This is a genomic window from Pannonibacter sp. XCT-53 (genome assembly GCF_009915765.1).
GTDB classification, from domain to species: domain Bacteria; phylum Pseudomonadota; class Alphaproteobacteria; order Rhizobiales; family Stappiaceae; genus Pannonibacter; species Pannonibacter tanglangensis.
The window spans coordinates 438,064-460,248 of the sequence record NZ_JAABLQ010000001.1 but is presented as its reverse complement, the minus strand read 5'-3'; the positions used below and the strand labels follow the sequence as shown (position 1 = coordinate 460,248).

Annotated in this window: 23 protein-coding genes; 11 read left to right on the top strand and 12 right to left on the bottom strand. The window is 67.3% G+C overall.

Annotated features, from left to right (window positions below; all coding sequences use genetic code 11):
- Positions 1-15 precede the first annotated feature (15 nt).
- Complete coding sequence (locus tag GWI72_RS02155; protein WP_161675333.1) at positions 16-1,215, bottom strand: pyridoxal phosphate-dependent aminotransferase; 1,200 nt, start codon at positions 1,213-1,215, stop codon at positions 16-18.
- Between the two features lie 422 nt (positions 1,216-1,637).
- On the opposite strand from GWI72_RS02155, the gene GWI72_RS02150 reads away from it, so the two are divergent.
- A complete protein-coding gene (locus GWI72_RS02150; RefSeq protein ID WP_161707758.1) occupies positions 1,638-3,113 on the top strand; it encodes a methyl-accepting chemotaxis protein in 1,476 nt (491 codons plus the stop codon).
- Between the two features lie 92 nt (positions 3,114-3,205).
- Here GWI72_RS02150 and GWI72_RS02145 read toward each other — a convergent pair whose 3' ends face one another.
- Positions 3,206-4,336: a PAS domain-containing protein gene (locus GWI72_RS02145; protein WP_161707757.1), complete on the bottom strand. Its 1,131-nt coding sequence runs from the start codon at positions 4,334-4,336 to the stop codon at positions 3,206-3,208.
- A 228-nt stretch (positions 4,337-4,564) separates the two neighbouring features.
- Here GWI72_RS02145 and GWI72_RS02140 point away from each other — a divergent pair, with 228 nt between their 5' ends.
- From GWI72_RS02140 to GWI72_RS02125, 5 genes are all read left to right on the top strand, one after another.
- A complete protein-coding gene (locus GWI72_RS02140; protein WP_161675327.1) occupies positions 4,565-4,843 on the top strand; it encodes a hypothetical protein in 279 nt (92 codons plus the stop codon).
- Positions 4,844-4,846: 3 nt separating this feature from the next.
- Positions 4,847-5,023: a hypothetical protein gene (locus GWI72_RS02135; protein ID WP_161707756.1), complete on the top strand. Its 177-nt coding sequence runs from the start codon at positions 4,847-4,849 to the stop codon at positions 5,021-5,023.
- 77 nt (positions 5,024-5,100) lie between these two features.
- Complete coding sequence (locus GWI72_RS02130) at positions 5,101-5,511, top strand: DUF3775 domain-containing protein (protein WP_161707755.1); 411 nt, start codon at positions 5,101-5,103, stop codon at positions 5,509-5,511.
- A gap of 187 nt (positions 5,512-5,698) precedes the next feature.
- Positions 5,699-5,827, top strand: coding sequence for a hypothetical protein (locus tag GWI72_RS20285; RefSeq protein ID WP_280116325.1), 129 nt, complete (start codon positions 5,699-5,701; stop codon positions 5,825-5,827).
- A gap of 21 nt (positions 5,828-5,848) precedes the next feature.
- Positions 5,849-6,823, top strand: coding sequence for a heparan-alpha-glucosaminide N-acetyltransferase (locus tag GWI72_RS02125; protein WP_161707754.1), 975 nt, complete (start codon positions 5,849-5,851; stop codon positions 6,821-6,823).
- A gap of 41 nt (positions 6,824-6,864) precedes the next feature.
- Here the strand turns inward: GWI72_RS02125 and GWI72_RS02120 are convergent, their stop codons facing one another.
- A complete protein-coding gene (locus GWI72_RS02120) occupies positions 6,865-7,755 on the bottom strand; it encodes a choline/ethanolamine kinase family protein (RefSeq protein ID WP_161707753.1) in 891 nt (296 codons plus the stop codon).
- A 115-nt stretch (positions 7,756-7,870) separates the two neighbouring features.
- On the opposite strand from GWI72_RS02120, the gene GWI72_RS02115 reads away from it, so the two are divergent.
- The gene (locus GWI72_RS02115; protein WP_161707752.1) at positions 7,871-8,218 is read left to right on the top strand and encodes a SelT/SelW/SelH family protein; all 348 of its coding nucleotides are present in this window, start codon (positions 7,871-7,873) and stop codon (positions 8,216-8,218) included.
- A 272-nt stretch (positions 8,219-8,490) separates the two neighbouring features.
- Here GWI72_RS02115 and GWI72_RS02110 read toward each other — a convergent pair whose 3' ends face one another.
- The 6 genes from GWI72_RS02110 to GWI72_RS02085 form a co-directional block, all read right to left on the bottom strand.
- Positions 8,491-8,874, bottom strand: coding sequence for a carboxymuconolactone decarboxylase family protein (locus GWI72_RS02110; protein ID WP_161707751.1), 384 nt, complete (start codon positions 8,872-8,874; stop codon positions 8,491-8,493).
- On the bottom strand, positions 8,871-9,284 hold the full coding sequence (locus GWI72_RS02105) for a MerR family transcriptional regulator (RefSeq protein ID WP_161707750.1): 414 nt from the start codon (positions 9,282-9,284) through the stop codon (positions 8,871-8,873). Before GWI72_RS02105 ends, GWI72_RS02110 begins: the two co-directional genes overlap by 4 nt.
- The gene (locus GWI72_RS02100; RefSeq protein WP_161707749.1) at positions 9,281-9,694 is read right to left on the bottom strand and encodes a nuclear transport factor 2 family protein; all 414 of its coding nucleotides are present in this window, start codon (positions 9,692-9,694) and stop codon (positions 9,281-9,283) included. Before GWI72_RS02100 ends, GWI72_RS02105 begins: the two co-directional genes overlap by 4 nt.
- A 147-nt stretch (positions 9,695-9,841) precedes the next feature.
- Complete coding sequence (locus tag GWI72_RS02095) at positions 9,842-10,894, bottom strand: SDR family NAD(P)-dependent oxidoreductase (RefSeq protein WP_244314188.1); 1,053 nt, start codon at positions 10,892-10,894, stop codon at positions 9,842-9,844.
- Positions 10,895-10,952: 58 nt separating this feature from the next.
- Positions 10,953-11,987, bottom strand: coding sequence for an SDR family NAD(P)-dependent oxidoreductase (locus GWI72_RS02090; protein ID WP_161707748.1), 1,035 nt, complete (start codon positions 11,985-11,987; stop codon positions 10,953-10,955).
- Positions 11,988-12,013: 26 nt separating this feature from the next.
- Entirely contained in the window at positions 12,014-13,768 is a 1,755-nt protein-coding gene (locus GWI72_RS02085; RefSeq protein ID WP_161707747.1) for an alginate export family protein, read from the bottom strand.
- A gap of 196 nt (positions 13,769-13,964) precedes the next feature.
- Here GWI72_RS02085 and uvrB point away from each other — a divergent pair, with 196 nt between their 5' ends.
- Positions 13,965-17,051, top strand: coding sequence for an excinuclease ABC subunit UvrB (uvrB, locus tag GWI72_RS02080; protein ID WP_161707746.1), 3,087 nt, complete (start codon positions 13,965-13,967; stop codon positions 17,049-17,051).
- A 217-nt stretch (positions 17,052-17,268) separates the two neighbouring features.
- Here uvrB and GWI72_RS02075 read toward each other — a convergent pair whose 3' ends face one another.
- Genes GWI72_RS02075 through GWI72_RS02065 form a run of 3 tightly spaced genes read right to left on the bottom strand, consistent with a single transcriptional unit; the run spans position 17,269 to position 20,045 of the window.
- Positions 17,269-18,243 (bottom strand): D-alanyl-D-alanine carboxypeptidase family protein, encoded by a 975-nt coding sequence (locus GWI72_RS02075; protein WP_348272631.1) that lies wholly within the window; start codon positions 18,241-18,243, stop codon positions 17,269-17,271.
- Positions 18,244-18,270: 27 nt separating this feature from the next.
- Positions 18,271-19,032 (bottom strand): ABC transporter permease, encoded by a 762-nt coding sequence (locus tag GWI72_RS02070; RefSeq protein ID WP_161675303.1) that lies wholly within the window; start codon positions 19,030-19,032, stop codon positions 18,271-18,273.
- Positions 19,029-20,045, bottom strand: coding sequence for an ABC transporter ATP-binding protein (locus GWI72_RS02065; protein ID WP_161675301.1), 1,017 nt, complete (start codon positions 20,043-20,045; stop codon positions 19,029-19,031). The genes GWI72_RS02070 and GWI72_RS02065 overlap by 4 nt, the downstream gene beginning before the upstream one ends.
- Before the next feature lie 346 nt (positions 20,046-20,391).
- Between GWI72_RS02065 and GWI72_RS02060 the strand changes: the two genes are divergently transcribed.
- The 3 genes from GWI72_RS02060 (at position 20,392) to GWI72_RS02050 (ending at position 22,178) form a co-directional block, all read left to right on the top strand.
- Positions 20,392-21,297, top strand: a complete 906-nt coding sequence (locus tag GWI72_RS02060) for a pirin family protein (protein ID WP_161675299.1) — start codon at positions 20,392-20,394, stop codon at positions 21,295-21,297.
- 122 nt (positions 21,298-21,419) lie between these two features.
- Complete coding sequence (locus GWI72_RS02055; protein WP_244314187.1) at positions 21,420-21,659, top strand: type II toxin-antitoxin system TacA family antitoxin; 240 nt, start codon at positions 21,420-21,422, stop codon at positions 21,657-21,659.
- Between the two features lie 3 nt (positions 21,660-21,662).
- Positions 21,663-22,178 carry a GNAT family N-acetyltransferase gene (locus GWI72_RS02050; RefSeq protein WP_161707744.1) on the top strand — a complete coding sequence of 172 codons (516 nt, stop codon included), beginning with the start codon at positions 21,663-21,665 and terminating at the stop codon, positions 22,176-22,178.
- Positions 22,179-22,185 lie beyond the last annotated feature (7 nt).

Below are 22,185 nucleotides of genomic sequence, written 5' to 3'. Positions count from 1 at the left end.
CCCCGGTGAGCAGGCTTACTTCAGATTGCCGCAGAAGCGCTGGATGCGCGTGCAGGCTTCCTCCAGCGCCTCGGTCGAGGTCGCGTAGGAAATGCGGAAGTTCGGGCCAAGGCCGAAGGCCGAGCCATGCACCACCGCAACGCCCTCGGTCTCCAGCAGCTCGGTGACGAAGTCCTCGTCGGTCGCGATGACCTTCCCGGACGGCGCGGTCTTGCCGATGGTGCCGGCGCAGGACGGGAACACGTAGAACGCGCCTTCCGGCACCGGGCAGACGAGACCCTTGGCCTGGTTCAGCATGGACACCACGAGGTCGCGGCGCGCCTTGAAGATGTCGTTGTTCTTCGGGATGAAGTCCTGCGGGCCGTTGAGGGCTTCCACCGCCGCGTACTGGGCGATCGAGCAGGGGTTGGAGGTCGACTGCGACTGGATGGTCGCAATCGCCTTGATGAGCGAAACGGGACCAGCCGCATAGCCGATGCGCCAGCCGGTCATGGCATAGGCCTTGGAGACGCCGTTGACGGTCAGCGTGCGGTCGTAGAGCGCGGGCTCGACTTCCGCCGGAGTGGCAAACTTGAAGCCGTCATAGGTCAGGTGCTCGTACATGTCGTCGCTCATCACCCAGACATGGGGATGCTTGACGAGCACGTCGGTGAGCGCCTTCAGTTCGGCATGGCTGTAGGCAGCGCCGGACGGGTTGGACGGCGAGTTGAAGATGAACCACTTGGTCTTCGGCGTGATCGCGGCTTCCAGTGCTGCAGCCGTGATCTTGAAGGTGGACTTGTCCGCCTCGACGATCACCGGCGTGCCGCCGGCCAGTTCGACCATGTCCGGGTAGCTCACCCAGTAGGGCGTCGGGATGATGACTTCATCGCCCGGGTTCACGGTCGCCATCAGGGCATTGTAGAGCACCTGCTTGCCGCCGGTGCCAACGGTCACCTGGGCCGGCGTGTAGGTCAGGCCGTTCTCGCGCTTGAACTTCGCGACAATGGCGTCCTTCAGCTCCGGAATGCCGTCAACGGCGGTGTATTTGGTCTTGCCCTCGGTGATGGCCTTGATCGCCGCTGCCTTGATGTTTTCCGGGGTGTCGAAGTCCGGTTCACCGGCACCGAGACCAATCACGTCCCGGCCAGCCGCTTTCAGCTCACGCGCCTTGTTGGTAACCGCGATGGTCGCGGACGGTTTCACGCGCGCGAGGGCGTCGGCAATAAAGCCCATAGGTTTCCTCCGTGGGAGACTGCAGAAACAAGCGCGCGGACCCTAGTGCCAGATCCACGCCGCCGCAAGGGTTAGCCGGGGCATTTTCGCCTCTTCGCGCCCAGACAGCTCCTCCGGACAGCTCCTCCGGACAGCTCCTCCGGCCAGCTCATCCCGGGTGCGCATCCGGACGCGGGCCTGGCAGCAGGTTGGGCAGCGGGTCGGGCAGCGGGCCGGGCAATCTCCCGGATCCGCGCCGCGGAACACTCAGCCGGCAAAGCCGGATAACGCGCGCGGCGCAGAGGCTTGGCGCTTGCCACATTTGGACACAATCTGTTCCGATCTTTTCTGAAGTAGAAAAATTATGCATGGTCAATTTTGTAAAGTGTAAATCTCTAAGGGGTACTACGTAAAGGTGAGTTTTAAAACCGGGTGCAACAGCAATGGCGCGTCTCTTCCCTTCCGTCACACTGCAGCAGTCCGCCAGCAAGGACGCGCTTCAGGCGCTCGACAACCTGCCGGTCGCCGTCATGACGTGCGATCTGAAGACGTTCTGCATCGATTATGCAAACCGGGCCTCCATCGCCCTGGTGGAGCGGCTGCAACATCTGCTGCGGATTGACCCGAAAGCCATTGTCGGAACCTGCATCGACGTGTTCCACCGGAACCCCGCGCACCAGCGCGCCCTGATCTCCAATCCCAAGCGCCTGCCGCACGAGGCGCGCATCACGCTGGGCGACGAGGTCATCGACCTGCACATCTCGGCGATCTACGACAGTGCCGGTCGCTACACGAAGGCGTCGCTGGTCTGGAAGATCGTCACCGACCAGGTGAAGGCGGACCGCGACACCAAACGGCTGCTGCAGATGATCGACAAGATGCCGATCAACGTCATGACCTGCGATCCGAAGACCTTCGAGATCAACTATGTCAACAAGACCAGCATCGAGACCCTGACCAAGGTCGAGCAGTACCTGCCGGTCAAGGCGCGCGACCTGCTCGGCACGTCGATCGACGTGTTCCACCGCCATCCCGAACACCAGCGCCGCCTGCTCTCCAACCCGTCCAACCTGCCCTGGAAGACCAACATCAAGGTCGGCCCGGAGACCCTTCGGCTCAACGTGTCCGCGATTCTGGACGAAAAGGGCGACTATCTCGGCCCGATGCTGAGCTGGTCGATCATCACTGACCAGTCGGTGGTAACCACGAAGGTTGGCGACGTGGTGGTCACGATGAACGAGGTCGGGGATCATCTGAACCAGACGGCGTCGTCGATGCTGGAGTCCGCGAGCACGGCGCTTGACCGCGCCACCTCGGTGACGGCCGCAGCCGAGCAGATGAACGCCGCCTTCAGCGAAATCGCCCAGCGGATGGGAGAAGCGGCGCGGATTTCCTCCAGCGCCACCGCCCGGGCCGACACGACTGCCGCCAAGATCGGTGCCCTGATGGCCGCATCCGACCAGATTGGCACGATCATGGGCACGATCCAGTCGATCGCCGACCAGACCAAGCTCCTCGCCCTCAACGCCACCATCGAGGCCGCCCGCGCCGGCGATCTCGGCAAGGGCTTCGCGGTCGTCGCCGCCGAGGTCAAGGGCCTGTCGGAACAGACCAGCCGCGAGACGGAGCAGATCCGGGCACAGATCGAGGCCATGCAGACCCAGACCACCGAGGCACGCACGGCGATCCAGTCGATCATCGAGGTCATCCGCGAGCTGGACGCCCTGTCGACGGCGGTCGCCAGCTCCATGACGGAGCAGCAGGCCGCGTCGCAGGAAGTGGCCCGCGCCATCGGCAGCGTGTCGCAGGCCAGCCAGGGCACCCAGAAATCGGCCCAGTTCATCATGGGGCTCGTGCAGCGCGTCGATGGCGTGCGCAAGGCGAATGTGGAGATCCAGGACTTCCTCAAGACCATCTGACGTCGGATCAGGGGTGGACGGCGCTGGCCGTCTATCCCTCGTCGTGCCTTCGGCCGCCGCAGCCCGACCGGCTTCGGCGGCCTTTTTCCGTCTCAGGCCTTGCCTTCCAGAACAAGACGCGGCGGCTGGTCCTCGGCCTCGATCAGCAGGGCACGCAGCCGCTTGTTCTTGGAGACACCGTCCATGGAATTGACGACCACCGACTGCGGCGCGACCGTGCCCTTGCGGGCCGCCTCCAGCAGCACCGTGAAGGACTTGGGATGCAGCAGCGTCTCGGTGATCGGGGTGTCGTCCATGACCTGCTGGGTCAGCTTGTAGACCTTTCGCGCCGCCTTGTTGGCGGCCAGGATCTTGCGCGTCTTCGTGCAGACGACCAGCACCGGTGCGGTCATGATGTCGAAGACCTTGGCGAAGTCGGCCCGACCGCTTTCGCTGGGTTCGGCGGAAAACAGCACGCCACGGACCGTGTCGCTCACCCGGAAGAAGACGACCGAGTAGTTGAGCAGGATGCTGTCCCCGCCCGGAAGCTGGAAACGGCCGCGCCCGGCTGCGCCGGCACGCCGCGACAGGGCGGTCAGCGTCAGCAGTGCCAGCGTCTTGCCGACCCGCTTGGGAATGTGGGCAATGTTGCGGCCAAGGCAGAGGGCCGGGTCGGTGATGCCGAAGACCTGGAGGAAGGCCGGGCTCGCGTAGCGGATGTAACCGTAATTGTCGACCGTCAGGACGATCTTCGTCGAGTTCTCGACGAAATGCCTCAGGATCGGCGCAAGGCCCCGCACGACGGCCCCGCCCTCGGTGTCGGCCAGGCTGCCGACCGGATGGCAGATGACGAAGGACCGCCCGTCCTCGGCGTCATAACGCAGGCCGTAGAGCGAGACACCGGCAAGGCCGGACTCCGCATCCCCGCCCACGTCCGCCGGTCCGGCCTTGCCGCGCTTCAGCACGGTCTGCAGGAACGCGAGGAGGTTCTTCTGCGTCTGCGGCGGCATCATGCGCAGGGCGTCGACGAGGGGAGCGTCCTGGGCCCGGGCCGGCTGGCCCTCGAAGGTCTGCGAGCCGGTCTCCTGCCAGATCAGGCGGCGGGTCGTCAGGTCGGCGATCAGATAGAGAAGTCCTGCCAGCCGCAACACCGGCTGCCCCACGGCGGACGCCTCTGCGGTCGCATCGGCTGCCATCCCGTCCTCGTCAGCCGGCGTCACCTTTGCAAGTGCGTTCTGCTGCAAGTGCGTCTCCCGCTCCCGACCCGGTCCAACCGGCTGGCTACAGTCCCTGAGAAAAAGTGGTCGCAGATCTTCACGAAAAAGACGTGAATCAGAAAATGACAAGGCTAACGATCCCGCCACAATATGGCCGCAGAAACTGTCCCGCTCGGCCAAGATCCGAGCCAGACGAGGTCGCATTCGGACGGCAGTGTCCGCCCAGTCGGACAACCGAACGAAGGACCGGATGCCGTGAAGGGACCGTTTTCTGACCACCGTGATGGCGTCATGCCGCCGGCGGACGTGCCGGGCTTCCTGCCCCTGACCTCTCTCGCCTGCTTCGGCGCCGCCGGGCTCTACGCCCTCTTTGGCAGCGCCGCCACGGTCGAGGGCGCCATCCTGCTGCTGGTCGGCGTGTTCCTCGCCATGTCTTCGGTCACGCTGGCCCTCTGGCAGCGACTGGAACGCGGCCTCGGTGGCGCCGCCCGCGTCGAAGCCGGGTATCGCCCCCGCCAGCGCAAGGGGTCCTGAGACATGCCGCGCAACATCCGGAACCCGGAGGAGGCAAGCCTCCGCCCGCTCGGAATAGCCATTGGCCTCGGCCTGCTCCTCGCCCTCGTCATCTCCCTGACCGGCCCGCACGGCAACGCCATCGCCAAGGGCCAGACGAAGCCGCAGCCCGCCGCAGACGTCGCCCTCGACGAGCGTTAGGCCGCAGCGCCGGCGCGCAGTTGTCATTCCGCCCGGACAGGAGGATACTGACGCCATGCCGAGCGCTGGAGGCTCCCATGGTCGTGGATCTCAGCCTGTCACCCGACACCATCCGCATGTTCGCCCAGAAGGCCCGGTCGGCCTCGACCGCGCTGGACGATGCCTATGAGGATCGCGGCGAGACCAACATCGAGCTCGATCCCGACCGCCTCGCCGGCAGCCATCATCACGATGCCCTCGCCGAGGAGGAAAGCGAGGACCTGAGCGAGGAAGAGCTCAGGGAACTGCTCGACGACCTGAATGTCGATGAAGCCTCCGAGCTGGTCGCCATCGTCTGGATCGGCCGGGGCGACTACGAGGCCGGCGATTTCCTGCAGGCCGTCGAGGAGGCCAGGGACCGGGCCTTCACCGCCACCTCGGGCTATCTCCTGCGCATGCCCATGCTGGCGGACCATCTCGAGAACGGGCTCGAGACGCTGGGCCTGTGATCCAGCCCGGCACAAGCTTCCGCCTTTACCGTCCTGTTGCGGGCGCCCTGCGAGAGGCGTGGACAGTCCCCTGCCGCCTCTTTGCGGAACCCGAGCCTTAACCTATCGTTAACCATGCCGGGCGTTCTCTGTGCTGCATCCGGTCAGTATCCGGTCCGGCAGCCAGACTGAGGCAATGAGGACAGCGATGAGCATCCAGGACCGCTACGACGTGGACAGCACCGGAACAGCCCGTCCCTCGCCGTGGCCCTTCGTCGTGGCAACGGTCGCGGTCGGCGGCCTCGCAAGCGTCCTGATCAGCGCCTTCCTGGGCTGACAGGCGCGGCAGGAGCCGCCGATGACACAGCGTCGCCTCCCCCTTCTGGACGCGCTGCGCGGGATCGCGCTGCTGGCCATGGGGATCTACCACCTGTCCTGGGACCTGCTGTGGTTCGGCGTGGTCGACTGGCCGGTCGACACCGGTATGGGCTGGCGCGCCTTCGCTGCGGCCATCGCTGCAACCTTCCTGTTTCTCGCCGGCGTCAGCCTCAGCCTTGCCCATGGCGGCGGCATCCGCTGGCGACCGTTCTGGCGACGCCTGCTGGTGATCGTGGCCGCCGCTGCTGCCGTCAGTGCCGGCACCTGGTACGTCCTGGGCGACGGCATGGTGCGTTTCGGCATCCTGCATGCCATCGCTGCCTCAAGCCTCGTTGCCCTGCCCTTCACCCGCCTGCACCCGGCTGCGGCAGCCCTCGCCGGAGCCGGCGTCCTCGCCCTGCCGGCTCTGGCCGCCGGCCCCGCCTTTGACGGACCGCTCTGGCTCTGGACAGGGCTCGGCGATCCGGGCGTCGCCAGTGTGGACTACGTGCCCCTCGCCCCCTGGACCGGCGCGACGCTTCTCGGCGTCGCAGCCGGGCTGCTGCTGCAGCGGGCCCGCCCGCTGATGATGCTGGCCCGGCGCTGGCAGCCGGGCAGCCGCGCCGGTCGCCTCGGCGTGCTGGCCGGGCGGCATTCCCTGGCCGTCTATCTCCTGCACCAGCCGGTGCTGTTCGGCAGCCTCTGGCTTCTGGCTGCCGTGCATCTCATTCCGGACAGGGCCTCGACCGACTTCCTCGACAATTGCAGCCTCACCTGCGCGGTCAGCGGCGTGGACGAGGCCGACTGCCGCGCCATCTGCCGCTGCACCCTGACGGCGATGCAGGCCGATGGCCTGTGGTCGAACCTCTTGCGCGATCCGGACAACCTGTCCCTGCGCGAGGACATGAACCTGCGTCACCAGACCTGCGTGCTGGGCGAGACCCGGCCGGCGCAAGGCCAGACACCGGCGCGATAAGCAGACCGCGACGTTGGAATGCCAGCGCGAGCGTCGCGCACTCAGAGCGCCCCGGCCGCCCGCGCCAGCCGCGTGTCCGCGTAGCTGGCAAAGTCCGCCGCCGGATTGCCCGCCGCCATCTGCTCCAGCGCCCAGAAGGCCGAGACGACATCGCAGACCGGTCGCATCCGCGCCACCCGCGGGGCGAGCCGGGCGGCCGCGGCCAGATCGCCGGCGCAGTAGCCCGCAAGGAGCGCCATGCGCGCCGCCCCGCCATAGGCCGCCTCCAGCCCGGCATAGGCGAGGTCCCAGGCCGGATCGGCGCGGCCTGCATACTCAAAATCGATCAGCCACAGGCGCCCCTGCGACAGCAGCACGTTCTGGGGCACGAGATCACAATGGCTGGGCACGGCCGGCCCGGCCGCGCCCCCCTCTTGCCGCGCCAGATCCTCGACCGACCGCGCGACCGCCAGGGCATCGCCGTCCAGCAGGCCAGCCGCCACGAGCGCCGGCCGGCGCGCAGCCAGCCAGGCCGCCGGATCGAAGCGCGCGCCGGAGAGGGTCACGTCCGTGTGCAGCCGGCGCAACAGGGCGCCAAGCTGCGCGGCTTCGGCCGGATCGGCGGCATCGCCGGCTCCCAGCGGCCGGGCATCCGGCACGGCGCGCAGCAGCATGACCCCGCGCGCCGGATCGGCAAAGAGCACCTGCGGACCAAAGCCGAGTGCTGCAGCCCGGCGGGCATAGGCTGCCTCGAGGTGGCGATCGACACGCCCCTTCAGGCTTGGCCGCTCGATGCGCAGGATAAAGCTGCCCCGGTCTCCATCCACGCGGAACACCTCGTTGCCGAAGCCGCTGAGCGCGGCAATCGCACAGATCGGTCCGATCACCCGCTGTAGCTCGGGCAGGGCAACAAGCACATCCGGAACGGAACCGGCCGGGGAGACAGGCTTCATTTGCGTGGGCAGCTCCGCTATTGCTCTGGCCAAAGGCTTAGCCTGCCCCTGCCCCGCGCTCAAGGCAGTGGCCCGGCACAAGCCGCCAGCGCTTTCATCAGACAGGGACCGCCGCATGACCGACCTTGCCACCACCGATCCGGCCCAAGACCCCGGCGCATCCCCCAAGCCGACAATCAGCATCACCTATTGCCGCCAGTGCGGCTGGATGTTGCGCGCCGCCTGGCTGGCGCAGGAGCTGCTCAGCACCTTCTCGGAGGATCTCGGTGCCGTCACGCTGGTGCCGGGGACGGGCGGCATCTTCATCATCACCTGCAACGGCACCACGGTCTGGGAGCGCAAGGCCGATGGCGGCTTCCCCGAGGCCAAGATCCTGAAACAGCGTGTCCGGAACCTGGTGTGGCCCGAGCGGGATCTCGGCCATTCGGACGGGCACTCGAAGGGGGAGGCGCCCGGCCACTGATCCCCACGGGTCCGTTGCACTGCTGCTGCGGATCGCTGGCCGGTCCGCCCGCCCGCGCGCCGGAGCGGTCGCCCGATGCCGGACCTGCGGCTGCCACCAGGGCCGGTCCAGTCTGCCCGGACACAGCCATCCTCCACGCCTGGTCGCCGGGCCTGGAACGCTGTCGACCGGCACCACGCACTGATCCCGCCAGTGTCGATCCTGTCAGTGTCGATCCCGCGCTGAGGTCCGTGCCCTGCGACCACGCAAGTCGCCGCAGGGCAGCACATCGGTCAGGTCTCCCGGTCGAGGTCGGCAAACAGGTCGCGCGCAACGTTCAGGCCATTGATCGCGGCGGGCAACCCGCCATACACTGCCATCTGCCAGATCGCCTCGACGATTTCCTCGCGGCTCGCCCCCGCCGCCAGGCTATGGGCGATGTTCGCCTTGAGCTGCGGTCCGGTCTGCCCGCCCAGAGCCGTCAGGGCGGCCACCGTGCAGAGCTGGCGCGTCTTCAGATCGAGACCGGGGCGTGCGTAATGGCGGCCGTAGGCCCATTCGACGAGGCTCTCGCTGAAGCCGTCGACAAGATCATCGTACCGCTCCGCCAGCACCTGTTCGAGAGCGGGGTTCAGTGTCCGGACGATGTCGCGTCCACGTTCGAGGGCTGAGGTCATGGGCGGGCTCCTTTCACGGCGCGGGGTGCAGGCAAAGCACCGGGATCCTCGATCTCGCCCGCCTCGATCTTGCGGTAGGTCTCGACCTTTTCGTCGAGAAGCTCGAGCGTCTTCTGCATCTCCCACAGGCTGGCGGCGACTTTCTGGCGATGACGCTCGATCATCTCGCGCCGCTCCCGCGCGGTCTCCGCGCCCCTTGCGCGCAGCTCGGCATAGGCAAGGCGGTCGCGAATCCCCATCCCTGTTGCCTTCAGCCGCTCCAGAAACTGCAGCCAGCGCAGGATGGACGCGTCATAGACACGCCGGCCACCGGCATCGCGCAAGGGGGCCGGGATCAGCCCGATCTTTTCATAGTAGCGCAGCGTGTCGACGCTCAGTCCGGTCCGGGCGGCAAGGTCACCGATCTTCATTGCGCGCCCTCCCGCCCGGCCAGGCCGAAAGCCGTCTCCAGCCGGGCCGTGTCCTCGTAAAACTGGTAATGCGTGATGAGCCCGCCGCGGTACCGCAGTCTCACGGCGAAATCGCTGGCAAAGGGCAGCCCCGTCGCGCGGACGACGTGATGAAACCGTCCCGAGGCATAGGCCAGCGATCCGGTTTCGACCACGTCTCCGATCTCGAACGCCTGTGTCTCGAACGCGCTGGCCAGACCGCGGCAAAACTCCGCCAGGCCGCCCGCGCCACGAAACGTGCCATAGAGCGGCAGCCGGGCGTCGCGGTCGGGTCGCACCGCGACAAACTCCGCATCCGCTTCAATCATCCGCCCTGCCCCTTCAAGGTCCGCAGACCCGAGGCAGGAAAAGAACTGTTCAAGCCGTGTCATCATCGTCTCCCTCTGAACAGTTCCCGACCCTAGGTGCTGGAGCGCACTTCAGGTCAAGAGCCGAAATTCAGAAGGGCGATGACATGTCTGCCGCTTTGCCGGAAGAACCCGGCGACGGGGCAGAAACCCCGCGTGCCGGATCTGTCGTCAGTAGGTTGTCCAGCCGCCGTCCGTCGCCCAGGTGGCACCGGTGATGTTGGAGGCCTCGTCGGAGAGCAGGAACAGCATGATCGCCACCTGCTCCGCCGGCGTTGCCGGACGGTGCGCCGGATCGGCATAGGCGAGGATGCTCTGGGTCTTGATCCGGCCCATGCCGCCGCCGCCGTCCTTCATGCTGGCGGCGACCAGCGCGCCGGCGCGGGCAACCATCGGCGTATCGGTGGCGGCCATGTTCACGGAATTGATGCGGATGCCATAGGGGGCATAGTCGATGGCCGCGTTCTTGGTGAGGCCGTTCACCGCATGCTTGCTGGCGACATAGGCCGGATTGCCGGCAAGGCCGGTCAGCCCGGCGATGGAGCCCACATTGACGATGGCGCCGCCCTGCCCCTGCTTGACCAGCTGCGCCAGCTGCGGCCGCAGCGAGCGGAACACGCCGCCGGCATTGATCTCCATCACCGCGTCCCAATACGCGTCGGTCGCCTCGTGGATCGGGGCGAAGACGCGCGGCTTCTGGGCCGCATAATCGACCGGCTCACCGGAGTAGACACCGTCCATGACACCGGCGTTGTTGATGGCGCCGGACAGCCCGCCAAAGCTTGCCACGGCCACATCGACCGCCTTCTGGCAGACGGCGGCATCGCGCACGTCGCCCGGAACGAACTCGGCCTTGCCGCCCGCCTTGCGGATCCCGTCGATCACCGCCGCGCCCTGGTCCTCGATCCAGTCCACGCCGACGACGTTTGCCCCCTCGCGCGCCAGACGCTCGGCCGCCGCCTGCCCCATGCCGCGCGCGCAACCGGTGACGATGACCGTGCGGCCCTTGAAACGATCCGGCACGACATAGGCCGGGTCGGTCGGGGCAATGGCAAGGCCGCCGACATATCCACCGCCGCCACCGGCTGGTGAAGCTGCCGCGGCAGGCTGTGTCTGTGTCTGGGCCTGGGCCTGGGCCATCTGCAGGCCACTGGCGGCCGCCACGCCGGCAACACCACCGGCCAGGGTCATTCCCTTCAGGACATCACGACGATCAAGGGTCATGTCAGTTCGCTCCTTCGGCCCCGGACCAACCGGAGCCTGTGACCGCAGGATGCGGGGGTCAGTAGGTGGTGAAGCCGCCATCGGTCGCCCAGTTGGCGCCGGTGATGTTGGAGGCCTCGTCGGACAGCAGGAACAGCATGATCGCAACCTGCTCCTCCGGCGTGGCATCGCGGTGGTTGGTATCGGCGTATTGCAGCAGGCTGCGGGTCTTGATCGTGCCCATGCCCACCCCGCCCAGGGCCTTCATCCGCGCGCCGACGAGCTGCTTGGCGCGCTGCACCATCGGCGTGTCGGTGTTGGCCATGTTCACCGAGTTGATGCGGATCCCATACGGCGCGTAATCGATGGCCGCATTCTTGGTCAGGCCATTCACCGCATGCTTGCTGGCGACATAGGAGGGAGTGGAGCTGAAGCCCCGCAGACCCGCGACACTGGCGACGTTGACGATCGAGCCGCCCTTGCCCTGCTCGACCATGTGGCGCAGCTGTGCCCGCATGCAGCGGAACACGCCGGTGGCATTCACCCGCATCACCACGTCCCAATACGCGTCGCTGGCGAGATGAACCGGGTTGAAGGCGAGGTCCTTCTGCTTGTCGTAGTCGATGGGCTCACTGGGCGGAATGGCATCCATGACGCCGGCGTTGTTGATCGCCCCGTCCAGACCGCCGAAGGTCGAGACGGCCACCTCGACCATGCGGTCGCAGACGGCGGTGTCGGACACGTCGCCCGGCACGAACTCCGCCTTGCCGCCGGCCGCCTTGATCGCAGCAATGACGGCGGCGCCCTCGTCGGCGATCCAGTCCACGCCCACGACATTGGCCCCCTCGCGCGCCAGACGGTCCGCCGCCACCTTGCCCATGCCCCGCGCACTGCCGGTGACGATGTAGGTCTTGCCGGCAAAACGGTCGGAGATGACATAGTCCGGGCTCACCGGCGTCACGTCATGGTGTCCCGGCATGGCGGCGATGGGGTTTCCGGCCGAGGCCTGCGCCTGCGCCTGAGCTTGCGTCGCCGAGGCTCCGGCGACCACGCCGACGGCGCCGGGGGCGGCTGCGGCCAGTGCCATCGTTTTCAGAAGGTCCCTGCGGTCCATGTCAAGAACTCCCTTTTCGCAAAGCATCAATAGGCAACACGCACGAAGAGCATGGTGCTGAGCCAGGGATCTGGATCGGCGTTGAAGGCCTTCTTGACGGCAGCCCCCGGGAACGTCGCCGCCACATGGCCCTGCACATAGACATTGCGCGAGGCGAAGTATTTGCCGGTCAGGTTGAGCTCGTAGCCGTAGTCCTTCGAGCCGAGGAACGACAGGGCCGGATTGCCGCCCAGGTTCGTCAGGCTGTCGGCGCGGAACAGCCAGACCTGCGGCACCAGCTCAAACTTCGCCGACGGACGCAGCCGCAGCTGGAACCGATGCGCGATGACGTTGGAATCCTGCACCACCTTGAAATGATTGATGCCCTGCACCCACTGCTCGCCGTTGCCGCCCGACAGCAGCGGATCCCAGCGCTCGAAGGTGGCGGTGTTCGGATCATCGCCCGAGAACTGGGCATAGCGGTAGCTGAAGGTGGGCGACCAGGGCAGGTCGGCAAAGCTCCAGCCGGCCTCGCCATAGAAGCCATAGGCCTGCATGTCGAAGTTCTCGTTGCGTTGAAGCGCGGCTTCCGCCGCAACGAAAGGCCCCGGCGTTCCGGCCGGATTGGGTTGCCAGCGCAGCCGGGCGTCGAAGACCTGCAGGCCTTCCCGGGTGAAGGTCTGCGTCGGCGTGAAATACTTGAAGCTCGAGTGAGGCACGCGCAGGAAGCTGGCGGCCGCTTCGAAGCCGTTGCTCAGCCGGGTCTCGATGTTGATGCCGTCGATGACGGTCTTGCTGTCGAGAATGGGCAGCTCGTCCGGATCGACCCGGAACAGCTCGACCTTGGTGTTGTTGTAGCGCAGCCTTGCCAGCGCAACCATGTCCGCCGACCAGCGCGGATTGGCCTGCAGCGCCGCCCGGTCCCGGCCATTGGCTGCCGTGTTGATGATCAGGAAGCCGTCGCCCAACGTGAAGCGCTGACGCCCGAGGGAGGCGTCAAGCTGCAGCCGGTCCCCGTTCTCGCGGGTCACCCCGGTGATGAAGCCGGCAAAGGCATCTTCGACGGCGACATGGCTGCGGGTGCGGTTGCTGAACAGCTCCTGACCATACGAGCCGCTGGCCAGAACACTCGCCCCGCCATAGACATAGAACCGCTCGCTCAGCGGCGTGATGCCGTAGAGGCCGGTGTGCACCATGCCCTCGACCCAGTGCTGGTAGCCCTTGCCGGAGGGCTTGCCCTGCACCATCGGATTGCCGTTCAGCATCAGGTCGGGCCGGCCGTACCAGGCATCGGCGTTGCCATAGTACAGCGCGATGGACTCGGCCTTCACCTTCACATAGGTGCCGCCGCTGTCGTAGAGCACGGGAAAATCCGACGCCTTGCCCGTCGCCAGCATGCCGCGCGGCGCCCCGGCAGCTGCCGCGTCGCCCAGCGTCAGGTCGAAGGTCAGGGTCAGGCCGCCAGTGTCGGCAAAGCCGATGTCGTAGCTCGCCCCGGCAAGCCCCGCCGCGCGGGTGGCCCGGTTCAGCGCGAAATCGACCAGCGTGCGGTAGAAATGGTCGTCGGGATAGACGGCAAGACCGCGCCGGAACTGGTCGATGGCCCGGTCATTGAGGGCAGGATCGGCGGACGGATTGGTCAGCCTCACGCGGATCTCGGCGATGCGCTGCCCTTCGTCGGCTTCGGCGGCGACTTGCGCCTGCACCGGAGGCACAAGGACGACGGACGGCGCCGCCTGTCCTGCGCCAAGGGCAAGCAGCGCAAGGATGCTCCGTTTCAGTGCCGCCCCCTGCACAGCCATCCTTCTGCCCCCTGATCAGGCGGTCCCCGCGGGACCCAATCCTGTCGTGTAACCCTAACCCGCCTCGCGCAAGGCAGGCAATCCCGACGTCTCCTGACGCCCGTCTGTCAGGAGAGACGGCGCGACGCGGACGAAGGCCGGAACAAAGCCGCAACGTGCCCTTTCCTCGCAGGCGGACTCGGCCCATATTGGCCCGATGAGCAAGAAGCCGATTTCCCCGACCGCCTCCTCCTCCGACCCCGCAGACGGCTTTGGCGAAGCCCCGCAGGCCGCGTTTGACGGCGCGCCGCTGTCGGGGTCGATCGCCGACTGGGCGGCCGAAATTGCCGATGCGGCCGAACGGCTGCCCGATCCGGCGTCCAGACTGGAGCCTGGGTCGACCTCTGGGCCGACCTCTGGGCCGACATCTGGGCCGGCATCCCGACCGGCGCCGCTTCCGGCCGGCACCCCGGGCGCGCCGGGCAGCGGCCTGCGCACGGCCCGCGCCTCGGCGCGCGAGCGCGAGCGCGCGGGCGGCGACGGCGCCGTGGCCGCCGGCGTGACCGAAGGCCGCAAGGCCCGCCTGAGCGCCAAGGGCGCCCACGCCAGGGGCGAGACGGAAGGCAACGCCCGCTCCTCGCGCGGCACGTCCATCGGCAAGGCGGAGAGCGCGCGCGAGCGCGCGGCGGGCGGGCTCAACCCGGTGGCCGGGCTCGACATCTCGCTGGAAGAGGCGGAGAAGCTCGAGCAGCATCTCAAGGACAACCGCAAGAAGAAGGGCCGCAACGCCCTGCCGGAACTCTCCGGGGACGGTGGCGCGACAGCCACCGTCGCGGCTCTGTCCGCCCTGATCGAGAGCGGCAACCCGCTGCACAAGAACGGCGAGGTCTGGGTGCCGCACCGGCCGGTGCGTCCGGCCAAGTCGGAAGGCGGCGTGCCGATCGTGCTGAAATCCGCCTACGAGCCGAAGGGCGATCAGCCGACCGCCATCGCCGAGCTGGTGTCAGGCCTCGAAACCGGCGAGCAGACGCAGGTCCTGCTCGGCGTCACCGGCTCGGGCAAGACCTACACGATGGCCCAGGTCATTGCCCGCACCCAGCGCCCCGCCCTCATCCTTGCCCCGAACAAGACGCTGGCCGCGCAGCTTTACGGCGAGTTCAAGAGCTTCTTCCCCGACAACGCGGTGGAGTATTTCGTCTCCTATTACGACTACTACCAGCCGGAAGCCTATGTGCCCCGGACGGACACCTACATCGAGAAGGAATCCTCGATCAACGAGCAGATCGACCGGATGCGCCACTCGGCCACCCGCGCGCTGCTGGAGCGGGACGATGTCATCATTGTCGCCTCGGTGTCCTGCATCTACGGTATCGGCTCGGTCGAGACCTACACCGCCATGACCTTCGCCCTGTCGGTGGGCGAACGCATCGACCAGCGCCAGCTGCTCGCCGACCTGGTGGCCCTCCAGTACAAGCGCAACGACGCCGCGTTCCAGCGCGGCGCCTTCCGCGTGCGGGGCGACACGATCGAGCTGTTCCCGGCCCACTATGAAGACCGCGCCTGGCGGATCACCCTGTTCGGCGACGAGGTCGAGGCGATCACCGAGTTCGACCCGCTGACCGGCCACAAGTCGGGCGAGCTGAAGAGCGTCAAGATCTACGCCAACTCGCATTACGTGACCCCGAAGCCCACGCTGCAGCAGGCGATCAAGTCCATCAAGGCCGAGCTGAAGGGACGGCTCGAGGAGCTGAACGCGCATGGCCGCCTGCTCGAGGCGCAGCGGCTGGAGCAGCGCACCCTGTTCGACCTCGAGATGCTTGAGGCCACCGGCTCCTGCGCCGGCATCGAGAACTATTCGCGCTATCTCACCGGCCGCGCGCCGGGCGAGCCGCCGCCGACGCTGTTTGAGTACCTGCCCGACAACGCGATCGTCTTTGCCGACGAGAGCCATGTCACGATCCCGCAGATCGGCGGCATGTACCGGGGCGACTTCCGGCGCAAGGCGACGCTGGCCGAATACGGCTTCCGCCTGCCCTCCTGCATGGACAACCGGCCCTTACGCTTCGAGGAATGGAACGCCATGCGGCCGCAGACGGTGGCCGTGTCGGCGACGCCGGGCAGCTGGGAAATGGACCAGTCCGGCGGCGTCTTCGCGGAACAGGTGATCCGCCCGACCGGACTGGTCGATCCGCCCGTGCTGATCCGGCCCGCGTCCTCCCAGGTGGACGACCTGCTGGGCGAGGTGCGCGAGACGGCGGCCAGGGGCTACCGCACGCTGGTCACCACCCTGACCAAGCGCATGGCCGAGGACCTGACCGAGTACCTGCACGAGAACGGCGTGCGCGTGCGCTACATGCATTCCGACATCGACACGCTGGAGCGCATCGAGATCATCCGCGACCTGCGGCTCGGCGCCTTCGACGTGCTGGTCGGCATCAACCTGCTGCGCGAAGGCCTCGACATTCCCGAATGTGCGCTGGTCGCCATCCTGGATGCCGACAAGGAAGGCTTCCTGCGCTCGGAAACCTCGCTGATCCAGACCATCGGCCGCGCCGCCCGCAACGTCGACGGCAAGGTGATCCTCTATGCGGACGGCATGACCGGCTCGATGGAGCGGGCCATTGCCGAGACCAACCGCCGCCGCGAGAAGCAGCTGGCCTACAACATCGAGCATGGCATCACCCCGGAGAGCGTGCGCCGCTCGATCGGCGACATTCTCGAGAGCGTCTACGAACAGGACCACGTCACGGTCGATGCCGGCTTTGCCGAGGATGGCAACCTGGTCGGCCACAATTTCAAGGCCCATCTGGAAAGCCTCGAGAAGCAGATGCGCGAGGCTGCAGCCGACCTCGACTTCGAGACCGCTGCCCGGCTGCGCGACGAGATCCGCCGCCTCCAGGCGACCGAGCTTGCCCTCAGCGACGACCCGATGGCGCGCCAGTCCGATGTGGAGGAGCGCGGCGGCGCCTATCAGGGCGAGCGGCTGTACGGAGCCGGCGGCTCGAAGGAAGGCGCCAGCGGCAAGAAGAAGGAAACCGCCGCCGACCGGGCGAGGGCTGCCAGGGACGCAGCCCTGCCCGCCCCCGGCTCAAGGGTGCGCAAGAACAGCCTCGACGAGATGACCGTCGGCCGCACCGAAGTCCCGCTGCACAGCGGCCCGCTGCCGAAAAAGCCCGTCATCCAGGCAGAGGACGCCCCGCACCATACCCCGCGCGGACGGATCGGTGTCGGCTCCTACGAGGACCCGTCCGACGATGCACGACGCAAGGGACGGTCGAAGAAGACAGGACGGCCGGGCCGCTAACTGGGGCCGGTAACTGGGGACGCAACTCGGGCCGGTAACTCGGGCCGGTACCTCGGGTTGGTGAACGGCGCGCGCGGTTGACCGCCCGGGGTCTGGCCCGGGCCCGTTGCCCCTCGGCTGGGCGCAGGCCGGTAGGCGCAGCGCAGGCAGGGCCTGGCCGGTGCTGCGCGTGGCACCGCGCCGGTCGCGCGGGGCTGTCACCGGTCGCGCGGCGATGTCAGACGCCGCCGGCGTAATAGCGTTCGATCAGCTCCGTGACCTCGCGGTCGCGGGCGGCTTCGGTGGTTCCGCCGAGGACGACGACCATGACCTGGCGCCCGCCGCGGCTGGCGGTGGCGACAAGATTGTAGCCGGACATGGAGAGATAGCCGGTCTTCAGCCCGTCGACGCCCTCAACCCGGCCAAGCAGCTTGTTGGTCGCCTCGAAGACGCGGCCCTGGAAGCTGAAGGAGGTCCGGCCGAAATAGGGCAGATACTGCGGGAAGCGGCTGCGCAGCGCGCCGGCGAGCCGGGCGATGTCGCGCGCGGTCGTCACCTGGCGCGTGTCACTGAGGCCGGAGGCGTTGACGAACCGCGTGCGGCTCATGCCCAGGGCCTGGGCCTTCGCCGTCATGCGCGCGGCAAACGCATCCTCGGATCCGGCGACCGCCTCGGCGACAGCCACGGCCATGTCATTGGCGGAGCGCACCGCCAGCGCCTGCACCGCATCCTCGACACGCACCGTCGTTCCGGCCGGCACGCCGATCCGGGCCGGCGGCCGCGAGGCAGCGCGGGCCGAGACCGGGATCTCGCTCGCCAGCGACAGCTCGCCCCGCTCGATCGCCTCGAACAGCAGGTAAAGCGTCATCATCTTGGTCAGCGAGGCCGGGTACCGGGGGGCATCGGCGTTGAAACTGTCGATCTCCCGGCCCGAGCCGTCCAGCACCAGCACGGACTTGCCGCGCTGTTCTGCGGCTGCCGGCGCATAGGAGACCGTCAGGCTGGGCAGGGCCGCGGCCGGTTGCGCGGCGGCGGCAAGCGCCGGGGCTCCGGCGCCGGGCCCGCCGGCGGCCGTGCCTGCCGCGCTCGCCCCGGCCATCGCCGCGCGGGACGTGCCGCTGCTCTGGCACCCGGCCAGGCCAGTGGCCAGGGCAGCCACCATCAGGAGGCCGAGAACAGGCTTTTTCAGCCTCATGACGGTGAGGGCAGGCACGCGCGAACTCCGCGGATCGAAGGGGTTTCAGGACTTCAGGCGATAGCCGGTCTTGAAGATCCAGGCAACCACGCCGAGGCTGACGGCCAGAAACAGGACGGTCATGGCAAGGCTGAGGCCGACGCTGACATCCGCCTGGCCGTAGAAACTCCAGCGGAAGCCGGAGACCAGATAGACCACCGGATTGAACAGCGTCACCGTCTGCCAGAACTCCGGCAGCATGCGGATGGAGTAGAACGACCCGCCGAGGAAGGTCAGCGGCGTGACAATGAGCAGCGGCACGAATTGCAGCTGCTCGAAGTTGCGCGCCCAGATGCCGATGATGAAGCCGAAGAGCGAGAAGGTGACGGCGGTCAGGACAAAGAACAGCACCATCCACATCGGGTGCTCGATCCGCAGGTCGACGAAGAGCGTGGCGGTCAGCAGGATGATGACGCCGACCAGCATCGCCTTGGTGGCCGCCGCCCCCACATAGCCCACCACGATCTCGAAATACGAGACCGGCGAGGACAGCACCTCGAAGATGGTGCCCGTGAAGCGGGGGAAGAAGATGCCGAAGGAGGCGTTCGAGAGGCTCTGGGTGAGCAGCGACAGCATGATCAGCCCGGGCACGATGAAGGCGCCGTAGCTGACGCCGTCAACCTCGGCAATGCGCGAGCCGATCGCCGCGCCGAAGACCACAAAGTAGAGCGAGGTGGAGATGACCGGAGAGACGATGCTCTGGAACAGCGTCCGCCAGGTTCGGGCCATCTCGAACATGTAGATGGCGCGGATCGCGAAGAGATTCATTGGGATTGCCTCACCAGGTTGACGAAGATCTTTTCCAGCGAATCCTGCCGGGTCTGCAGGTCGCGGAACTGCACGCCGGCGGCGCGCAGGTCGCTCATCAGCGCGGTGATGCCGCCGCGCTCGCCCTGGCTGTCGTAGGTGTAGGTCAGTTCCCCGCCCCCCTCGCCGAGGCTGAGGTCATAGCCGGCCAGGCTCTCCGGCACCCGGGCGAGCGGCTCGACCAGATGCAGCACGAGCTGCTTGCGCCCGAGCTTGCGCATCAGCGCCTGTTTCTCTTCCACCAGGATGATCTCGCCCCGGGTGATCACCCCGACCCGGTCGGCCATTTCCTCGGCCTCCTCGATGTAATGGGTGGTCAGGATGATGGTGACGCCCGACGCCTTCAGCCGGCGCACCACGTCCCACATGTCGCGCCGCAGCTCCACGTCCACGCCGGCAGTCGGCTCGTCGAGGAACAGCACCTTGGGCTCGTGCGCCAGCGCCTTGGCGATCAGCACGCGCCGCTTCATGCCGCCCGACAGGGTCATGATGCGCGCGTTGCGCTTCTCCCACAGCGACAGGTCCTTCAGAATCTGCTCGATGCGCGCCGGATCCTTCGGCAGGCCGAACAGGCCGCGGCTGAAGGTGACGGTCGCCCAGACGGTCTCGAAGGACTCCGTGGTCAGCTCCTGCGGGACGAGGCCGATCAGCCGGCGCGCGGCCCGGTAGTCCTGCGTCCAGTGGTGACCGTGCACGCGCACCGTGCCGGAGGAGGCCCGCACCAGGCCGCAGATGATCGAGATCAGCGTGGTCTTGCCGGCCCCGTTCGGCCCGAGCAGGGCGAAGAGCTCGCCGCGCCGGATGGTGAGACTGACCGAGCGCAGCGCGGTGAAGCCGGTGTCGTAGGTCTTGGAAATGCCGTCGATCTCGAGCGCAGCCTCGGGAGCCGTTCCGGCCCCGGCTTCGGCGAGTGTCTCGAAGCCGGCGCGTGGGCCGGCCTTGGCGGCAGACGGCAGGGTCGGGTCAGGTTGCATGGGCGCACTCCCGTTGCGGGCCGGGTCAGGCGGGGTCTGTCAGGACCGGACGGCCGGGGGGACGGCATCACGGACGGCAGGAGCCCGGACGGCCTCTCCGGCGGCGGGCCGGTCCGAGGGAGCCGCCGCGACAGGGCCCGCAGAGGGCCGCCGCCACGGGGGCAGGATCGGCCGGATCATAGTGGGATCCGCTGCCCGGAAAAGCCCGTCGGACGAGAAAAGGGGCCGAAAGCCACCGAAACTCCGTTTCCGCAGGGTGAACACTGCGGTCAGGCCGGCGGCCGTTTGAGCCGGCGCAAAAGCGCACTACCTTGAGGGCAACACCAGACCTGAAGGGAGATGTCCCATGTCCATCCGTCCCGTGCGCCAGATCAGCGGCACCACCCCGACCCTCGAGGGCGCCGGCGTGCGCCTCGACCGTGTCTTCGGCTTCCAGGATCCGGAGCTGACCGATCCGTTCCTGATGATGGACGATTTCCGCAATGACAACCCGCGCGACTATGCCGCCGGCTTTCCCTGGCACCCGCACCGGGGCATCGAGACCATCACCTATGTCCTGGCCGGTACCGTCGACCACACCGACAGCCTCGGCAACACGGGCAGCCTTGGCGCCGGCGACGTGCAGTGGATGACCGCCGGGCGCGGCATCCTGCATCAGGAAATGCCGAAGGGCGATGCGCGCGGCCGCATGCATGGCTTCCAGCTCTGGGCCAACCTGCCCTCGCAGCTGAAGATGACCGCACCGCGCTACCAGGACGTGACGGCAAAGGACATCCCCGTGATCCTCGACGACGACGGCACCATCGTCCGCGTGATCTGTGGCGAGTTCTGGGGCAGGCGCGGCCCGGTCGACGGCATCGCCGCCGAGCCGCAGTATCTCGACATCACCATTCCGCCCGGCCGCGCCAAGCGCCTGCCCGTCGACACCCGCCGCCAGGCCTTCGCCTACATCTTCGAGGGCGCCGGCAAGTTCGCGGACGCCTCCAGGCCCTTCGGCGTGCTGACGGAAAAGGAACTCGACAACGAGGAACTCTATATCCGCGACGAGACCGGCGACCGCACGCTGGTGATCTTCGGCGCCGGCGACGAGGTCGTCGTGCAGGCCGGCGAACAGGGCATGCGTTTCCTCCTCGTCTCCGGCGCCCCCATCCGCGAACCCATCGCCTGGCACGGCCCCATCGTCATGAACACCCGCGAGGAACTCATCCAGGCCGTCACCGAACTGCGCAACGGGACGTTTATCAAGGGGTGAGGGGTTGGGACAAAAATCCGGTCATGACATCGTCAGGACGATAAGCTAGTCTAACAGGCAAGAATTATGCGCCCGCAAAGGTTTGGCTGATGTCATCGCCCGCAAGGACAGAGAAGCTGGAAATGCGCCTCTCGCCGGAAGCCAAGCGGCTCCTGCGGGAGGCGGCCGAACTGCGTCACAAGAGCATGTCGGAGTTTGTCCTCGACAGCGCCCTCGCCGAAGCGGAGGCGACGCTGCTGGATCGCCGCCTCATTCAGCTGAACGACGCGGATTGGACCGCCTTTCTCGTGGCCCTGGATGGCCCGCCTCGGCGCGACGACCGGCTCGAACAGCTTCTGACGTCCCCAAGTGTCTTCGACTGAGGCATGGCGAGCCCGAACAAGCCCACAATCGAGAAACTGACTGCCCTGCACGATCTTGGCAGCTTCGATTGCGGCTCGGCGGCGCTGAATGGCTTTCTCCAGAACCATGCGTTGGGCAATCAGTCAGCTGGCAGCGCGCAAACCTATCTCGCCCTGATGAACGGCAGTGTCGTGGGCTTCTACAGCCTTGCTGTCGGGCAGATCGAGACCGCAGCCGCGCCAGACCGCCTGCGTAAAGGGCTGCCACGGCATCCGGTCCCGATCATGTTGCTGGCGCGCCTCGCAATCGACCGCCGCTGGCAAGGGCAGCGTCTCGGCTCCGGCCTGCTCAAGGATGCGCTTCTCAGAACACTGCGCGCTGCCGACATCGCGGGCATTCGCGCTGTGGTGGTTCAAGCCAAGGACGAACCCGCCCGCGCGTTCTACACCGCTTTCGGCTTCGTCCCGTTCGAAAGCGCGCCGTTTGTCCTCTACTGCCTCATCAAGGACATCCGGCGGATGACAGGCCGAGATGACTGAGACCCTT

Excerpts from the sequence above, each read along its gene's own strand:
- GWI72_RS02155 (WP_161675333.1), bottom strand. The coding sequence starts at position 1,215 with ATGGGCTTTATTGCCGACGCCCTCGCGCGCGTGAAACCGTCCGCGACC.
- GWI72_RS02150 (WP_161707758.1), top strand. The coding sequence starts at position 1,638 with ATGGCGCGTCTCTTCCCTTCCGTCACACTGCAGCAGTCCGCCAGCAAG.
- GWI72_RS02135 (WP_161707756.1), top strand. The coding sequence starts at position 4,847 with ATGCCGCGCAACATCCGGAACCCGGAGGAGGCAAGCCTCCGCCCGCTC.
- GWI72_RS02130 (WP_161707755.1), top strand. The coding sequence starts at position 5,101 with ATGGTCGTGGATCTCAGCCTGTCACCCGACACCATCCGCATGTTCGCC.
- GWI72_RS20285 (WP_280116325.1), top strand. The coding sequence starts at position 5,699 with ATGAGCATCCAGGACCGCTACGACGTGGACAGCACCGGAACAGCCCGT.
- GWI72_RS02125 (WP_161707754.1), top strand. The coding sequence starts at position 5,849 with ATGACACAGCGTCGCCTCCCCCTTCTGGACGCGCTGCGCGGGATCGCG.
- GWI72_RS02120 (WP_161707753.1), bottom strand. The coding sequence starts at position 7,755 with ATGAAGCCTGTCTCCCCGGCCGGTTCCGTTCCGGATGTGCTTGTTGCC.
- GWI72_RS02115 (WP_161707752.1), top strand. The coding sequence starts at position 7,871 with ATGACCGACCTTGCCACCACCGATCCGGCCCAAGACCCCGGCGCATCC.
- GWI72_RS02110 (WP_161707751.1), bottom strand. The coding sequence starts at position 8,874 with ATGACCTCAGCCCTCGAACGTGGACGCGACATCGTCCGGACACTGAAC.
- GWI72_RS02105 (WP_161707750.1), bottom strand. The coding sequence starts at position 9,284 with ATGAAGATCGGTGACCTTGCCGCCCGGACCGGACTGAGCGTCGACACG.
- GWI72_RS02100 (WP_161707749.1), bottom strand. The coding sequence starts at position 9,694 with ATGACACGGCTTGAACAGTTCTTTTCCTGCCTCGGGTCTGCGGACCTT.
- GWI72_RS02095 (WP_244314188.1), bottom strand. The coding sequence starts at position 10,894 with ATGACCCTTGATCGTCGTGATGTCCTGAAGGGAATGACCCTGGCCGGT.
- GWI72_RS02090 (WP_161707748.1), bottom strand. The coding sequence starts at position 11,987 with ATGGACCGCAGGGACCTTCTGAAAACGATGGCACTGGCCGCAGCCGCC.
- GWI72_RS02085 (WP_161707747.1), bottom strand. The coding sequence starts at position 13,768 with ATGGCTGTGCAGGGGGCGGCACTGAAACGGAGCATCCTTGCGCTGCTT.
- uvrB (WP_161707746.1), top strand. The coding sequence starts at position 13,965 with ATGAGCAAGAAGCCGATTTCCCCGACCGCCTCCTCCTCCGACCCCGCA.
- GWI72_RS02070 (WP_161675303.1), bottom strand. The coding sequence starts at position 19,032 with ATGAATCTCTTCGCGATCCGCGCCATCTACATGTTCGAGATGGCCCGA.
- GWI72_RS02065 (WP_161675301.1), bottom strand. The coding sequence starts at position 20,045 with ATGCAACCTGACCCGACCCTGCCGTCTGCCGCCAAGGCCGGCCCACGC.
- GWI72_RS02060 (WP_161675299.1), top strand. The coding sequence starts at position 20,392 with ATGTCCATCCGTCCCGTGCGCCAGATCAGCGGCACCACCCCGACCCTC.
- GWI72_RS02055 (WP_244314187.1), top strand. The coding sequence starts at position 21,420 with ATGCGCCTCTCGCCGGAAGCCAAGCGGCTCCTGCGGGAGGCGGCCGAA.
- GWI72_RS02050 (WP_161707744.1), top strand. The coding sequence starts at position 21,663 with ATGGCGAGCCCGAACAAGCCCACAATCGAGAAACTGACTGCCCTGCAC.